The organism is Uliginosibacterium sp. TH139 (assembly GCF_002855595.1).
In the GTDB taxonomy this organism is placed as follows: Bacteria; Pseudomonadota; Gammaproteobacteria; order Burkholderiales; family Rhodocyclaceae; genus Uliginosibacterium; species Uliginosibacterium aquaticum.
On sequence record NZ_PKRR01000010.1, the window covers coordinates 1 to 13,750 of the forward strand.

Annotated in this window: 14 protein-coding genes and 2 tRNA genes; 5 read left to right on the forward strand and 11 right to left on the reverse strand. The window is 55.1% G+C overall.

The features are described from left to right. The 5 genes from C0V76_RS17510 to C0V76_RS17525 form a co-directional block, all read left to right on the forward strand. Positions 1 to 583 (forward strand): DUF2345 domain-containing protein (locus tag C0V76_RS17510; protein WP_143707457.1); only part of this gene is annotated, 583 nt, incomplete at its 5' end. A 25-nt stretch (positions 584 to 608) separates the two neighbouring features. Further along, positions 609 to 2,921: a hypothetical protein gene (locus C0V76_RS17515; protein ID WP_101944205.1), complete on the forward strand. Its 2,313-nt coding sequence runs from the start codon at positions 609 to 611 to the stop codon at positions 2,919 to 2,921. A gap of 12 nt (positions 2,922 to 2,933) precedes the next feature. Beyond that, the gene (locus C0V76_RS19715) at positions 2,934 to 3,857 is read left to right on the forward strand and encodes a hypothetical protein (protein WP_143707458.1); all 924 of its coding nucleotides are present in this window, start codon (positions 2,934 to 2,936) and stop codon (positions 3,855 to 3,857) included. A 281-nt stretch (positions 3,858 to 4,138) separates the two neighbouring features. Beyond that, positions 4,139 to 4,732, forward strand: coding sequence for a hypothetical protein (locus tag C0V76_RS17520; protein ID WP_143707459.1), 594 nt, complete (start codon positions 4,139 to 4,141; stop codon positions 4,730 to 4,732). Between the two features lie 81 nt (positions 4,733 to 4,813). Next, positions 4,814 to 5,140, forward strand: coding sequence for a hypothetical protein (locus C0V76_RS17525; RefSeq protein WP_101944207.1), 327 nt, complete (start codon positions 4,814 to 4,816; stop codon positions 5,138 to 5,140). A 239-nt stretch (positions 5,141 to 5,379) separates the two neighbouring features. Here the strand turns inward: C0V76_RS17525 and C0V76_RS17530 are convergent. From C0V76_RS17530 to orn, 11 genes are all read right to left on the reverse strand, one after another. Continuing rightward, positions 5,380 to 5,456 (reverse strand) — tRNA-Pro (locus C0V76_RS17530). 60 nt (positions 5,457 to 5,516) lie between these two features. Beyond that, positions 5,517 to 5,891, reverse strand: a complete 375-nt coding sequence (locus C0V76_RS17535; protein ID WP_101944208.1) for a MerR family transcriptional regulator — start codon at positions 5,889 to 5,891, stop codon at positions 5,517 to 5,519. Continuing rightward, positions 5,875 to 6,177 carry an integration host factor subunit alpha gene (locus C0V76_RS17540; protein WP_101944294.1) on the reverse strand — a complete coding sequence of 101 codons (303 nt, stop codon included), beginning with the start codon at positions 6,175 to 6,177 and terminating at the stop codon, positions 5,875 to 5,877. Before C0V76_RS17540 ends, C0V76_RS17535 begins: the two co-directional genes overlap by 17 nt. Before the next feature lie 19 nt (positions 6,178 to 6,196). Next, on the reverse strand, positions 6,197 to 8,572 hold the full coding sequence (gene pheT, locus C0V76_RS17545; protein ID WP_101944209.1) for a phenylalanine--tRNA ligase subunit beta: 2,376 nt from the start codon (positions 8,570 to 8,572) through the stop codon (positions 6,197 to 6,199). Positions 8,573 to 8,586: 14 nt separating this feature from the next. Beyond that, positions 8,587 to 9,621, reverse strand: coding sequence for a phenylalanine--tRNA ligase subunit alpha (gene pheS, locus C0V76_RS17550; protein WP_101944210.1), 1,035 nt, complete (start codon positions 9,619 to 9,621; stop codon positions 8,587 to 8,589). A gap of 93 nt (positions 9,622 to 9,714) precedes the next feature. After that, complete coding sequence (rplT, locus tag C0V76_RS17555; protein ID WP_101944211.1) at positions 9,715 to 10,074, reverse strand: 50S ribosomal protein L20; 360 nt, start codon at positions 10,072 to 10,074, stop codon at positions 9,715 to 9,717. Positions 10,075 to 10,093: 19 nt separating this feature from the next. Continuing rightward, complete coding sequence (rpmI, locus tag C0V76_RS17560) at positions 10,094 to 10,291, reverse strand: 50S ribosomal protein L35 (protein WP_101944212.1); 198 nt, start codon at positions 10,289 to 10,291, stop codon at positions 10,094 to 10,096. A 127-nt stretch (positions 10,292 to 10,418) separates the two neighbouring features. Further along, complete coding sequence (infC, locus tag C0V76_RS17565; protein ID WP_101944213.1) at positions 10,419 to 10,943, reverse strand: translation initiation factor IF-3; 525 nt, start codon at positions 10,941 to 10,943, stop codon at positions 10,419 to 10,421. 28 nt (positions 10,944 to 10,971) lie between these two features. After that, positions 10,972 to 12,888, reverse strand: a complete 1,917-nt coding sequence (gene thrS / locus C0V76_RS17570; protein ID WP_101944214.1) for a threonine--tRNA ligase — start codon at positions 12,886 to 12,888, stop codon at positions 10,972 to 10,974. A gap of 162 nt (positions 12,889 to 13,050) precedes the next feature. Next, a tRNA-Val gene (locus C0V76_RS17575) sits at positions 13,051 to 13,127 on the reverse strand. 45 nt (positions 13,128 to 13,172) lie between these two features. Further along, positions 13,173 to 13,724, reverse strand: coding sequence for an oligoribonuclease (orn, locus tag C0V76_RS17580; protein WP_101944215.1), 552 nt, complete (start codon positions 13,722 to 13,724; stop codon positions 13,173 to 13,175). Between the last annotated feature and the right edge of the window lie 26 nt (positions 13,725 to 13,750).

The window sequence follows — 13,750 nt, forward strand, 5'->3', positions numbered from 1 at the left end:
GGTCGACGCCAAGACGGGCGCCGTGCAGTCCTCAGCAGCCGGCACTCAGAACTCAGCACTGCCTCATAGCGAAGACTCACTCCTGACCCTCGCCGGCTGGGGCGGCCTCGGCATCGTCGCCGGTCAGAGTCTGCAATGGGCCAGCGGCGAGACGATCAACTGGGCCAGCGGGCAGGACAGCAACTTCGCGCTCGCCAGCCACCTGCGCATTCACACCGGCCAGGCGCTCGGCCTCCTCAGCAGCGCGCAAGGCAGCGGCCACCTCAAACTCATCGCCAACAGCGGCCCGGTGCTCGTCCAGGCCCAGGCCGACACGATGACACTCGCCGCCAAAGCGCAACTGAAGATGGTCTCCGTCTCCGGCAAGCTGGATATCGCCTCCGCAAAGAAGATCCACCTCGCGGTGGCGGGTGGATCAGCCATCACCATCGAGGGCGGGAACATCACCGTGCAGTGCCCCGGGATGCTCACCGTGCATGCGAGTCAGAGGAGTTTTGTGGGTGGGGCGAAGGTGGACTATGCCTTCTCACCCTTCCCCCAAGAGGGCTTTGAAGTCAGCGGCAAGTTCTGTTTCTCAGCCTGAGCAACCTGGTTGAAAGCCAATATTCATGATCATTACTTATCCGATTAAGCAGGAATACATCAAAGGCAAAGAGCAGAGGGTTGTTCCTGACAAGGTGTATGACCTATGCGAAACCGCAAGCGGCACGTTTCCCGTTGGGAAAAATAGCTTCTGGCACGGCGGAGTGCATCTGTTTGCGGCCGCAACTGAGCCCATCCGGGCCATCGCCGAAGGCGAAATTGTTGCTTATCGATTCTGCGAAAACGACACGGGCGACAGCTATTTTGAAAAGCCCTATTCAACAAGCTTCGTCTTGCTAAAGCATGTTGCAGATTGCGGCAGCACCTCGCTAGGCAATACATCAATCACCTTCTACTCTCTGTACATGCACCTCGCGCCTTGGTCCGTTGTGACCGCTGCTAAACAACAGAGCCAAATTTCTTTCATCAAGAGCCAAGTGACTGAGCCTGAAAAGGACAAAAAAGGCAACGTAATCCCAAGAAAATACAAAACCGTCAAACGAACCGAAAAACCGATAGTAGATGGCGCTGTACATGGCAATAGCAACAATTTACGCGTAGAACGAGGCGACATTCTGGGTTTTGCGGGTTCGATTCCAGATAATTTCAGCACACCTAGCCGCGGCATACATTTCGAGATTTTCATGGAAGACGTCAGTTTTCTGTCGAACCCGAAGAAGAACCTCTGGGGCAAGACACGCCTGACCAGTGATCTGAACATCTGTTACGGGCAGATGCCTTCCGCGACGCCCATCGCAAAAACCATTGTTCTTGGACCAGAAGCAATCCTGACTCCATCAGGAAAGCCCGAATCAAAAACCGGCAATCTAAGAATAAAACTTCCAGACGGATCAATTTGCTGGATCAAGAAAGGCGCTTACACCACAAAAAGTTTCGAGATCGAAAAAAAGGTCGGCACAAAAATCGTCAAACAAAAACAAGATAAAACCGTTGCCACCACAACTTCACTGGAGGTCTTTCCAGTCGACCCAGATGAAAAACATGCACAACTCAAAGCCGGCACCGAAGTCATTCCCTGGGTATATCCATGGCTAGACGAAGGCGAATTCAGAGAAGAGCGCTTGGATGGCAAAGACTATGTTCAAGTCTTAATTGTCGACAGCATTAAAATCGCTTGGGCAGAAAAATCAAAGATCGCTTACAAGTCGGATGCTGACTGGCCTAATTTTACGCAAGTCTCAGAAAGCGGCACATTCGGTGCAGACGGCCTTGCCGACGACGAGAGCATAGATAAATTGATCACTCAGTACGACAAAAACAAAGACAGCGCCCTAGAAAAATCAGAACTTCCTCAAGACGCCAAAGAAAAATTGCGAAAAATAATTGTCAGCTATCCCACAGAATGGGACGACTCAGATAATGTAAGAAAATACGAGCGCATCATGAGCAGCACCTGGAAAGGACAAAAGCTATCTTCGACAGATTTCGAAAAATTCAAAACTCATCTTAAACGCATCCAGTTCTGGCAAGAGGCCAAAGCTGTCGCAAAACTACCCAAAAGCTCTACGCTCTGGCACCCGCACCCGATTGCGTTCATTGAACATTTGGCTAAATGCACCTGCCTATCTGAAGATGATTTGTTAAAAATATATCCCGCCACGCCGCGCGACACGAGAGAAAAATACCGAAACGCGTTAAACAAGGCGATGACAAAGTATGTGATTAACACAAGACTTCGGCAGTCGCACTTCTTCGGCCAAGGCGCGGTTGAGTCTGATTATTTAAGAGGCATGGCTGAAGGATCAGTAGACCGAAGCAAATATCCGGATCACCTAAGTTTTAAGGAAGAAACTTCAGACTGGTGGTATGGCAGTCGACCAACCGAAGAAGACGAGTATTTCTTTGTCAAACGGAAGAATTACAAGTGGGGCAATGGTAATTGCGGAAAAATAGACGGTCAAAAATTTCGAGGAAGAGGCTTCAAGCAACTGACGGGTCGATCGAACTACGCAGCCTACTGGTTGTTTAGAAACTGGATCGATATCAAGAGTTTCGACATGAGCTACGGGGGGCGTGCTGGTAACGGCACAGACTGGTGGAACGACGAAAAATACAAGCAAGCCGCAACAGCTTCGGCAGATAGTGTCACAGGAATGACGCTCAGGCCAGCCCCCATTAACGATCCGCAAAAAATTTCAATCGACCCTTTCAACACTATCGACTCTGGCGCTTGGTACATCTTGATTTTTAGGCCAAAAACCATCCCTGCCATGGATGAAGATAATTCAAAAAGCGTGACCTACGCCATTAATGGCGGCTACGGAGAAGAAAAAAGAAGGCTTGACGAAACAACAAAATACAAATCTATTTTATATTAAAGAAACTTAAAAATGAAATCTAAAACAAAAAAACCAAAAACCATATTTATAGCGGCTATCGCATCCACACTACCCGGCATTTCGATGGCAGTCCAATCGGAACTCAATACTAATGAATTTACCTATCAAGCAGAAGAGAGCTTAAACATCCTTAATATTCAACTAACCGAAAACAATGAATTACTATCAAGAATATCTTTAAACAAATCAAACACACAAAGATTATTAACAACCAACAATTCATACAAGTCAATATCCACCATTTGCTCATCCATACCAGAAAGCGAGTCAAAATACATATCTTATGACGGAAGCTTAATACTCACGACAACCCTTAACGACTACGGGACAGAAAAAAATAAAATTACCGTATACGACAGAATGTCTTGCAACAAGATACTCGAAAAAAAATCAAAATACGCTAGAACCACATACGACGGAAGAAAAGATTTGGGATTATTTATCTGGTCGGAAGATACTAGAACAGATTCGCCATTCGACAAAAACTCTTCGACAGTTTACATCACCAACTTCAAAGGAAAGTCTTTTGTAAAAGACAGAGGATATCGATTCCTACGAGACTATTTATTTATCAACAAAGACTATCTTTACTCCAGCAACTCTCACGGTGAAAATATACTCATCAACGTAAAGACATGGAAAAAACATTCAGACTCAGACAAAATTGAACGATTTGAAACAAAAGACAACTTCGACGCAAATATAAAATTTTCTTTTGAAGAAAAAACAGCCGAACTAATCGAAAAGTGGAAAAATAATTTTACAAAAAACAACTCAGGCATGGGGAGTGCTTACCACTACGCCACCGGCTACAACGCAAAAGACAATATCCTGTGTGCGGCGATTGCGGGAGTTAGCCCTAAAAACACTCTAAATGCTTTGCTTGTTTGCGCCCCGTATAAAACACCAAAATAATGCACCGAACCATATTTACAAAATATAATTTTATAAATTCGCCCGCCCCTTGGCGAATATCGGAAGGCGCAATCGCGGGGTCAGTCGGGACTTTTTCACAAATCAGAGATGGCGTATTCATTCACCACACAGGACGGCAAGCAGAAATAGACGGATGAAGCTACATCCATCAAGTGGGCCACATGCAATGGGAAATACAAGTTCCAAGGCCGCGGTTCCGAGAGCATCCTCCCGGACGGTGATTACAGCACCGGCGACTGAAGTTTCAGCCTCCCAAACACTTGCTTCACATCTATAGCCACACTGTGATATGCCCAAAGGACATCAACTTGACGAACACAAAGCTCACCTACTTACTCGCACTCGCCCTGTGCCTCACCGCCTGTAAAAGCCGCGAAGAAGAAATCGCTGCTGAGCACGCCAAAGGCACTGCCCTCGTTGAAGACAAGGCCGCCCGCGTGAAAGGCATTGGCGAAGCACTTCAGAGCGACGGCCAGAAAGCAGCGGCTGAACTTTCTACAGGTGTTGGCAAGGTGATCGGTGGGGTCACGCAGGGCATTGACCGCGCCAAGGAAGCCAAGATCACGACCGATGATGGCGCCGCAAAACTTGGCGTCAGCAGCGACCGTGCGGTGCTGGAGGTCAACGGCAAGGAGGGACAGAACACACTCAAGGCCTATGTAAAGTCTGCCCAAGCGTTCAAAGGCAGTCTGCATCTGCGCGGCTTCGACAACAACAACCGCGAAGTGGGTCGGAGCGCAAAGGAAGAGCGAAGCTTGGCTGCTGATGATGCCGAATACGTCGCCTTCACGTTTGATTCGGCCACACCCATGAATCGCGTAGAAAAGTGGGTGTTGTTCGCAGCAGCCAAATAGAGCTTGGTGGGTAGCCTACGTACTCAGGCAGCAGTGCAGGCCCGAAGGCCCAGACCCCACCGCCCTGCCGGACAAGAAGCCATGAACCAGGCCTTAGACCCCCGCAGCCTGCCCGCCGCGGCGAGCGCACTGGAGGCGCTGGCCAGCCTGCGTTCCGATACCCGGCTCTATGAATACGCCATCGAAGGCCTCTCGCGCGTCAAGGCGCCGATCGAGTTCGAAGCCTTCTGCAGTGAGAAGCACACGCAGCTACTGCATGCAGCATCGCGAGAGCGATTTCGATTTCGATTTCGATTTCGTCTCGCGCCTGCTCGCGGATCCATTTTCACCGCGCGGACAAGTCAGGAATCCCCGACCTTCTACATGTTGGATGTGGCTTACCTCGACCAACACCGCGCCGGCCGCTAACTTCGTCAGGGAAGTATCACCCGGAGTCAACGATGCCTTGCGGCGCTTGATGCGAAAACTGGAAGAGGTACCGGCCGACAGCCAGTAAGAAACCCGTGGCGCCCTGTAGCGAGATCAGATCAGCCCGTTCGCCAGCAGATTAAGCGCACTAGCGTTCGTCAAACGGCAACCAGAAACGATACTTGGCGTTAGATAGCAAAAAGCCCAATCCGAGGATTGGGCTAAGTGCTTGTTTCTGTTGGTCGGGGCGGCGGGATTCGAACTCGCGACCCCTTGCACCCCATGCAAGTGCGCTACCAGGCTGCGCTACGCCCCGACACAGAAGCGAGATTATAGCAGGAGATTCTAATCTTGCCAGCCTCCAAAGAGGCTTTTCTTATTCACGCAGGAGGGCAAGGATTGCTTGCAGTTCGCTACGCACCTGCGCGTTGGTTGCACGGCCACGCTCGACGATTTCGTCCGTCTCGCGGCGCAGGATCTGGTACTCCTCCAGGCGATTGCGCGCACCGCTGATGGTAAAACCTTCGCTGTAGAGCAACTCGCGAATGCGACGCACGAGGAGAACTTCGTGGCGCTGATAGTAGCGGCGGTTGCCGCGCCGCTTGACCGGCTTGAGCTGCGTGAACTCCTGCTCCCAATAGCGCAGCACATGCGGCTTCACTCCGCACAGCTCACTCACCTCGCCAATGGTGAAGTACCGTTTGGCGGGGATAGGGGGAAGCTCTGTTAGTTCTTCAAGCTGATGGTCCATCGCTCAGTTGTTCAACCGCCGTCTTAAGTTTCTGGCTGGCATGGAAAGTCACTACCCGTCTTGCGGTAATGGGAATTTCCTCACCCGTCTTGGGATTGCGTCCAGGCCGCTGGGGCTTGTCACGTAGTTGGAAATTGCCGAAGCCAGAAAGTTTCACTTCTTCACCACGTTCAAGTGCGTTGCGGATTTCTTCGAAGAAACCTTCAACCATGTCCTTGGCTTCACGCTTGTTCAGCCCCACGCGATCGAACAGAAGATCCGCCAACTCAGCCTTGGTCAGCGTGATCCCGTTTGTCTTGCTTTCATCAGGCACGAAGCTGTCCCCCAAGCTCACGCTCTGCGGCACTCACAAGTGCGCGCATAGCGTTGTCGATTTCCGTCTCTTCCAGCGTGCGTTCAGTGTGCTGAAGCACCACACGCAGTGCAATGCTCTTGTGATCGGCGGCAACACCCTTGCCCGCATAGACATCGAATACGTCAACCGTCCGGACAATTTCAATCGCAGCCGCGCGCAACACGCGCAACAGATCTGCAGCGGACACTTCCTGTTTGAGCACAATGGCCAAGTCGCGCAGCACAGCCGGGTGACGCAGCAGGTCTGCGTGTGCAGGAACGCTAACGGCCAAGGCTGCGGCGAGATCCAGCTCAAATACGACCGGAGCATTGCCCAATTCGTAGCTTTGTACCAGAGCCGGATGCAGCTCCCCCATGAAGCCCGTCACGATCCCGTTCACTTTGATTTCGGCCGAACGCCCCGGGTGCAGCGCGGGATTCTTGGCGGCAACGAACTCGGCGCGCTCCCCGAGCAGACGCTCGACATCACGCTTCACATCGAAGAAATCCACCTTGCGTGCGGCCTGCCCCCATTGCTCGGGCGCTACCGCGCCCCAAGCCAGGCCCGCCACACGCTGCGGTTGCGCAGCCGGATCGAGTGGCGTTTCGGCAGCGTTGCTGGCAAAGCAGCGACCCACTTCAAACAGACGTACGCGGCTAGCGCGACGACGCAGATTGGCTGACAAGGCGCCGACGAGACCACCCAGCAGGCTGGAGCGCATCACGCTCATCTGGCTGGCGATCGGGTTGGCAAGCTTCACCGGATTGCTGTTGCCGGCGAAATCCTTTTCCCAGGCTGCGTCCACAAAGGCGTAGGAGATCACTTCCTGATAATCCTGAGCCGCCAGCCAGCGGCGCAGGCGATGCACCGGGCGCTGGGTTTCGGTACTGGCCAGCATGTTGGCCGGGCCTTTCGGCGGCAGCGGCTGAATATTGTCGTAACCGTAGACGCGAGCAACCTCTTCGATCAGATCCTCTTCGATGACGATATCGAAACGGTAGCTCGGCGGAGTCACTTCAAGCGCCTCACCCTTTTGCTCGACCTGCATGCCGAGCAGGCGCAACGAAGCCTCGATCTGCTCGTCAGCGATCTCGAAGCCCAGCACCTTGCGGGCACGGGCGGGACGGAAGCTCACGGCAGGGCGCTGCGGCAGCTTATCCGCCACCATTGCATCCGTAATCGGGCCCGCCGAGCCGCCGCAGATATCGAGAATCAGCTGGGTGGCGCGCGCCATGGCTTGCGGCGCGAGCTCGAAGTCCACCCCGCGCTCGAAGCGATGGGAGGCATCCGAAGAGAAATTCAATGCGCGGGCACGGCCGACAATGGCGTCCGGCTGGAAGAAGGCGGATTCCAGAAAGATCTCGGTCGTCTCATCAGACACACCACTGTCTGCTCCGCCCATCACGCCAGCCAGCGCGAGAGCACGCGCTTCATCAGCGATCAGCAGCATATTGGCAGCCGGCGAAATTTCCTGGCCGTTCAGCAGGGTGAGTTTTTCACCGGCCAGCGGCCAGCGCACATGGATGGCGCCTTGCAGCCTGGCATTATCGAAGGCATGCAGCGGCTGTCCGAGCTCCAGCATCACATAGTTGGTGATATCCACGGCAGCACTGATCGAGCGCACACCGCAGCGCGCGAGGCGTGCCTTCATCCAGTCCGGCGTTGCGGCCTTGGCGTTCACACCGGTAATCACGCGCCCGAGATAGCGAGGGCAGCCTTCCGGCGCATCCAATACCACGGCGCGCTGCTGCGCGTGGCCCACTTCGACGCTGCGCGGCGCGGTGATTTCCGCAGGCGTACCGGTCAGGGCCGCCAGTTCGCGTGCCACACCGGCGAGGCTCAGGCAATCAGCACGGTTCGGCGTGAGCTTGATGGTGATTTTTTTGTCATCCAGCGACAGGTATTCGCGGATGTTCATGCCCACCGGTGCGTCGTCCGGCAGCACCAGCAAGCCGTCATGATCCTGAGTCATGCCCAATTCATCGGCCGAGCACATCATGCCGAAGGATTCCATGCCGCGCAGCTTGGCTGGCTTGATCTCAAAGCCGGGGAGCTTCGCCCCGACCATCGCGCAAGGCGCCTTCATGCCCTCGACGACATTCGGTGCGCCGCACACGATCTGCAGCGGCTCGCCCTGCCCCACATCCACGCGGCATACGCGCAGCTTGTCGGCATTCGGATGCTTCTCGAAGCTGACGATCTGGCCCACCACCACGCCGGTGAAGGGTGGCGCAACGGCGTCAACCTCTTCCACTTCGAGACCCGCCATGGTCAGCAGATGACACAACGCATCGGAATCGAGCGCCGGATTGCACAGGCTACGCAGCCATTGTTCGGAAAACTGCATGATCGATCCTGAAATTAATCTTGGAACTGGCTCAAAAAGCGCAGGTCATTCTCAAAGAACAGACGCAGGTCATTCACGCCATAGCGCAGCATGGTGAGGCGATCCAGCCCCATGCCAAAGGCAAATGCGGTGTAACGGCTGGGGTCGATGCCGCCATGTTTCAGTACCTCGGGGTGGCTCATACCGCAGCCGCCGATTTCCAGCCAGCACCCCTTGTTCGGCCCGCTCATGAAGGCAAAATCGATCTCGGCGGAAGGTTCGGTGAACGGGAAGAAGGAGGGTCGGAAACGGATCTGCAAATCGTCGGTTTCAAAGAAGCGCTGCAAAAAATCGACGATGACGCCCTTAAGGCCGGCAAAGGACACGTCCTCACCCACCCACAAGCCTTCAACCTGATGGAACATCGGCGAGTGCGTGGCATCGGAATCCACACGATAGACGCGGCCCGGCGCAATGATGCGCAACTCGGGCATGACATCTAAATCCTTGAACTTCGCCGCATGCGCCTGCATCGCACGAATCTGCACCGGGCTGGTGTGCGTGCGCAGCAGCACATCCTTGGCGCCGTCGATGTAGAAGGTGTCGTGCATTGAGCGCGCAGGATGATTGTCCGGCGTATTCAGAGCAGTGAAATTGAACCAATCTTCCTCGATTTCGGGGCCGTCAGCCACTTCGAAACCGATGGAGCGGAACAGGGTCTCGAAGCGCTCCTGAGTGCGCACGACCGGGTGCAGGCCACCGCGCCCCATGCCACGCCCAGGAAGGGTCACGTCCAGCGCCTCGGCTGCGAGCTGGGTTTCAAGTTGAGCCATGCGCAGGGCCTCACGACGGGCCTCCAACGCCTGCTCGATGGCACTTTTGCAACGGTTGATCTCAGCCCCGGCGCTCTTGCGCGCCTCCGGATCCAGCTTGCCAAGTCCCTTGAGCAGCTCGGTCAGGCTGCCACTCTTGCCAAGATAGATCGCCTTGGCCTGCTCCAGTGCATTCATGTCGGCTGCAGCGGCGAAGGCGGCGGCAGCGTCCTTGAGCAGTTGATCGAGGTGTTCCACGTCAATACCCGCAATTCTGGTTCGCGGCCTGCTCGGAGCAGGCCAGAAAAGAAAAAAGGAGGCTTACGCCTCCTTTTTTTACTCCCGGACAGCTCAGGCGCCGAGCTGTGCCTTGGCCTGATTGGCCAGCGCCGCAAAGGCGGGCTTGTCAAACACAGCCAGATCAGCCAGCACCTTGCGGTCGACTTCGATCGCAGCCTTCTTCAGGCCATTCATGAAGCGGCTATAGGTCAGACCGACTTCGCGGGCAGCCGCGTTGATACGGGCAATCCACAGGGCACGGAACTGACGCTTGCGCTGACGACGGTCACGGTAAGCGTACTGACCGGCCTTCATTACCGCTTCTTTGGCGATACGGTATACGTTCTTGCGACGGCCGCGGTAACCCTTGGCTTTGTCGAGGACTTTCTTGTGACGGGCGCGAGCCGTTACACCACGTTTAACGCGAGGCATGTTTTATCTCCTTCCTGAATCAAGCGTAGGGCATCATTGCGTGGATGCGGGCGGTATCGGTGTCATGAACACCGGTCATGCCGCGCAGCTGACGCTTTGCCTTGGTGGTTTTCTTGGTCAGGATGTGGCGCTTGAACGCCTGGCCGCGCTTGACGCTGCCACCCGCACGAACCTTGAAGCGCTTGGCAGCGCCGCTCTTGGTTTTCATCTTGGGCATTTGATACTCCAACGATTTTAGATATGACCCCCGGTGGCTCCGCCTGGAGCGCTTCAACTACCGGAACATCACTTGTTTTGCAGCAATCAGCCGATGCTCTGGCCAGGGCTGCTGCGCCCCTTCAAACTCAAACCTTCTTCTTCGGCGCAATCACCATGATCAACTGGCGACCTTCAAGCTTCGGAAACTGCTCAACCACGATGGTGTCGCCCAGATCCGCCTTGATCCGCTCAAGCTGGCGAATACCGAACTCCTGGTGGGCCATTTCACGGCCGCGGTAACGCAGGGTTACCTTGACCTTGTCGCCCTCTTCCAAGAAGCGGACCATGTTACGCATCTTGATCTGGTAGTCATTCTCGTCCGTTGCCGGGCGCAGCTTGACTTCCTTGACCTGGATCTGCTTCTGCTTCTGCTTGGCTTCGTGAGCCCGCTTCTGCTCCTGGTACTTGAACTTGCCGTAATCCATCAAACGGCAGACCGGGGGCTTTGCCTGGGGGGCGATTTCAACCAGATCGACCTCGGCTTCTTCAGCCATGGCCAGCGCCTGATGAGTCGGAACAACACCAAGTTGTTCGCCTTCTTCACCTACCAGCCGCACCTCGGGAACACCGATTTCCCGGTTGATGCGATGCGAGTTCTTTTCCTGAGCTATGGCAGAAACCTCCTAGAAAAACAAAAAATCAAGCCTCGGCGCCACGGCTTTCCAGCTCGTGTTGCCAACGCTCAGCCAATTCCGTGATGGACATTTGCCCCAGATCCTGACCGCCCCGGACGCGCACTGCGACCTTGCCGGCCTCTTTTTCCTTGTCGCCTACGACAAGCAGGTAGGGCAGCTTTTGCAAGCTATGTTCGCGGATTTTATAGGTAATTTTCTCGTTCCGCAAATCCGATTCGACACGGAAGCCCTTGGCGCGCAACTCTGTCACAACTTCTTGCACGTAATCGGCCTGCCCTTCGGAGATGTTCATCACCACCGCGTGAGTCGGCGCCAACCACAAAGGGAAGGCACCGCCATGATTTTCGATCAGGATGCCAAGGAAACGCTCAAGCGAGCCAAGGATCGCCCTGTGCAGCATCACAGGGCGGTGGCGGGCATTGTCTTCAGCAACGTATTCGGCGCCAAGGCGCTCGGGCAGCACGAAATCCAGCTGAATCGTGCCGCACTGCCAGGAGCGCCCCAGCGCATCCTTGATGTGATACTCGACCTTGGGGCCATAGAAAGCGCCTTCGCCGGGCAATTCTTCCCACTCCTTGCCGGAAGCCTTGAGCGCCGCGCGCAGACCGTCTTCCGCCTTATCCCAAGTAGCGTCGGAACCGGCACGTTTTTCAGGACGCAAAGCCAGCTTCACCGCCACATTATTGAAGCCGAAATCCTTGTACACACTCATCAGCAGCGCGTCGAAATCGGTTGCCTCGGACTCGATCTGATCTTCGGTACAGAAGATATGCGCATCATCCTGCACGAAGCCACGCACGCGCATCAGGCCATGCAGCGCGCCAGACGGCTCGTTGCGGTGACAGGAACCAAACTCAGCCAGGCGCAGCGGCAAGTCGCGATAGGAACGCAGGCCGTGGTTGAAAATCTGCACATGACCCGGACAGTTCATCGGCTTCACCGCGTAGTCGCGCTTTTCCGACTCAGTGGTGAACATGTTGTCGCGGTAGTTTTCCCAGTGACCGGACTTCTCCCACAAAGTGCGATCCATCACCATTGGCGTACGCACTTCCTGATAGCCTGCAGCATTCAGACGTCCGCGCATGTACTGCTCGACAGCCTGCCACAGGGTCCAGCCCTTCGGATGCCAGAACACCATACCCGGCGCCTCATCCTGCAGATGGAAGAGATCAAGCTGCTTGCCAACACGGCGATGGTCACGCTTTTCCGCTTCTTCCAGCATGTGCAGATAGGCTTCCAGCTCTTCCTTCTTGGCCCAGGCCGTACCGTAGATACGCTGCAACTGCTCATTCTTGGCGTCACCGCGCCAGTAAGCGCCCGCCACCTTCATGAGCTTGAAGAACTTGAGCTTGCCGGTAGAAGGCACATGCGGGCCGCGGCATAAGTCGATGAAATCGCCTTCTCGGTACAAGGAAATGGTCTGACCTGCCGGGATCGCAGCAATCAACTCGGCCTTGTACTTTTCACCCAACCCGAGGAAGAACTTGACCGCTTCGTCACGATCCCACTCTTCCCGGCTGATGCCGATATCCTTCTTGGCCAGCTCGGCCATGCGTTTTTCAATGGCTTCGAGATCTTCAGGGGTAAAGGGACGGGAATAGGCAAAGTCGTAATAAAAGCCATGTTCGACCACCGGACCGATAGTGACCTGGGCTTCCGGGAACAGCTCTTTCACTGCATAGGCCAACAAGTGGGCCGTGGAGTGGCGGATAACTTCGAGACCATCGGCATCCTTCTCGGTCACGATCGCCAGCTTTGCGTCAGCAGCCATCACATGCGAGGTATCGACCAACTGGCCATCCACCTTGCCAGCCAGCGCAGCCTTGGCCAGACCAGCACCAATCGAGGCCGCAACCTGGGCAACCGAAACCGGTGCCTCAAAACTGCGGACGGAACCATCAGGGAGGGTGATATTCGGCATTGTCTGGCCTCAAGCAATCGAAAATGCGGGCAAAAAAAAAGTGCGGGCTTAGCCGCACTTTTTCAATTTTCTACCAAATCGGGGACGCGCGGCGGTGAGCGCTCAGAAAGCAATCATCACCGTGCGAGTTCGAAACATTTTTAATCCCCGCTTCAGGAATTTTGGTAGGCGCGATTGGACTCGAACCAACGACCCCCACCATGTCAAGGTGGTGCTCTAACCAGCTGAGCTACGCGCCTGAAGAGCTGCGCATTATAGAGATTTTTTTTCGGCTGTCAAAGACTTCAGACGGGAAGCCGCAAGAAATTTGCGCGGTAGTAGCGCAGCTCCTCGATGGACTCACGGATATCGGCCAGCGCGGTATGCGCTTCGCTCTTCTTCACGCCTGCAGCCAGCGCCGGATGCCAGCGCCGTGCCAGCTCCTTGAGGGTGCTGACATCGATATTGCGGTAGTGGAAGTAAGCCTCCAGCGTAGGCATGTAGCGCGCCATGAAGCGGCGATCCTGGCCGATAGTGTTGCCACACATCGGCGTTGTGCGTTTCGGCACGTATTGCGCCATCCACTCAAGATAGAGTGCTTCAGCTGCAACCTCATCCGTGGAGGAAGCCTTCACGCGCTCGATCAGGCCGGACTTGCCGTGGGTATTCTTGTTCCAGTCGTCCATGGCGTCCAGCACAGCCTCTGATTGATGCACGACCACTACCGGGCTTTCGGCGATCACATTGAGGTTCACATCTGTGACGATCATGGCGATCTCGATGATCCGGTCGCGATCCGGCTCCAGCCCGGTCATCTCCATGTCCAGCCAGACAAGGTTGTTCACATCCTGTGCCATATAATCCTCCAGCGCTTGCAAAGCCC

Coding starts and splice junctions, on each gene's coding strand:
- rplT (WP_101944211.1), bottom strand. CDS start 10,074: ATGCCTCGCGTTAAACGTGGTGTAACGGCTCGCGCCCGTCACAAGAAA.
- pheT (WP_101944209.1), bottom strand. CDS start 8,572: ATGCAGTTTTCCGAACAATGGCTGCGTAGCCTGTGCAATCCGGCGCTC.
- C0V76_RS17515 (WP_101944205.1), top strand. CDS start 609: ATGATCATTACTTATCCGATTAAGCAGGAATACATCAAAGGCAAAGAG.
- orn (WP_101944215.1), bottom strand. CDS start 13,724: ATGGCACAGGATGTGAACAACCTTGTCTGGCTGGACATGGAGATGACC.
- C0V76_RS17535 (WP_101944208.1), bottom strand. CDS start 5,891: ATGGACCATCAGCTTGAAGAACTAACAGAGCTTCCCCCTATCCCCGCC.
- rpmI (WP_101944212.1), bottom strand. CDS start 10,291: ATGCCCAAGATGAAAACCAAGAGCGGCGCTGCCAAGCGCTTCAAGGTT.
- C0V76_RS17525 (WP_101944207.1), top strand. CDS start 4,814: ATGAACCAGGCCTTAGACCCCCGCAGCCTGCCCGCCGCGGCGAGCGCA.
- C0V76_RS19715 (WP_143707458.1), top strand. CDS start 2,934: ATGAAATCTAAAACAAAAAAACCAAAAACCATATTTATAGCGGCTATC.
- thrS (WP_101944214.1), bottom strand. CDS start 12,888: ATGCCGAATATCACCCTCCCTGATGGTTCCGTCCGCAGTTTTGAGGCA.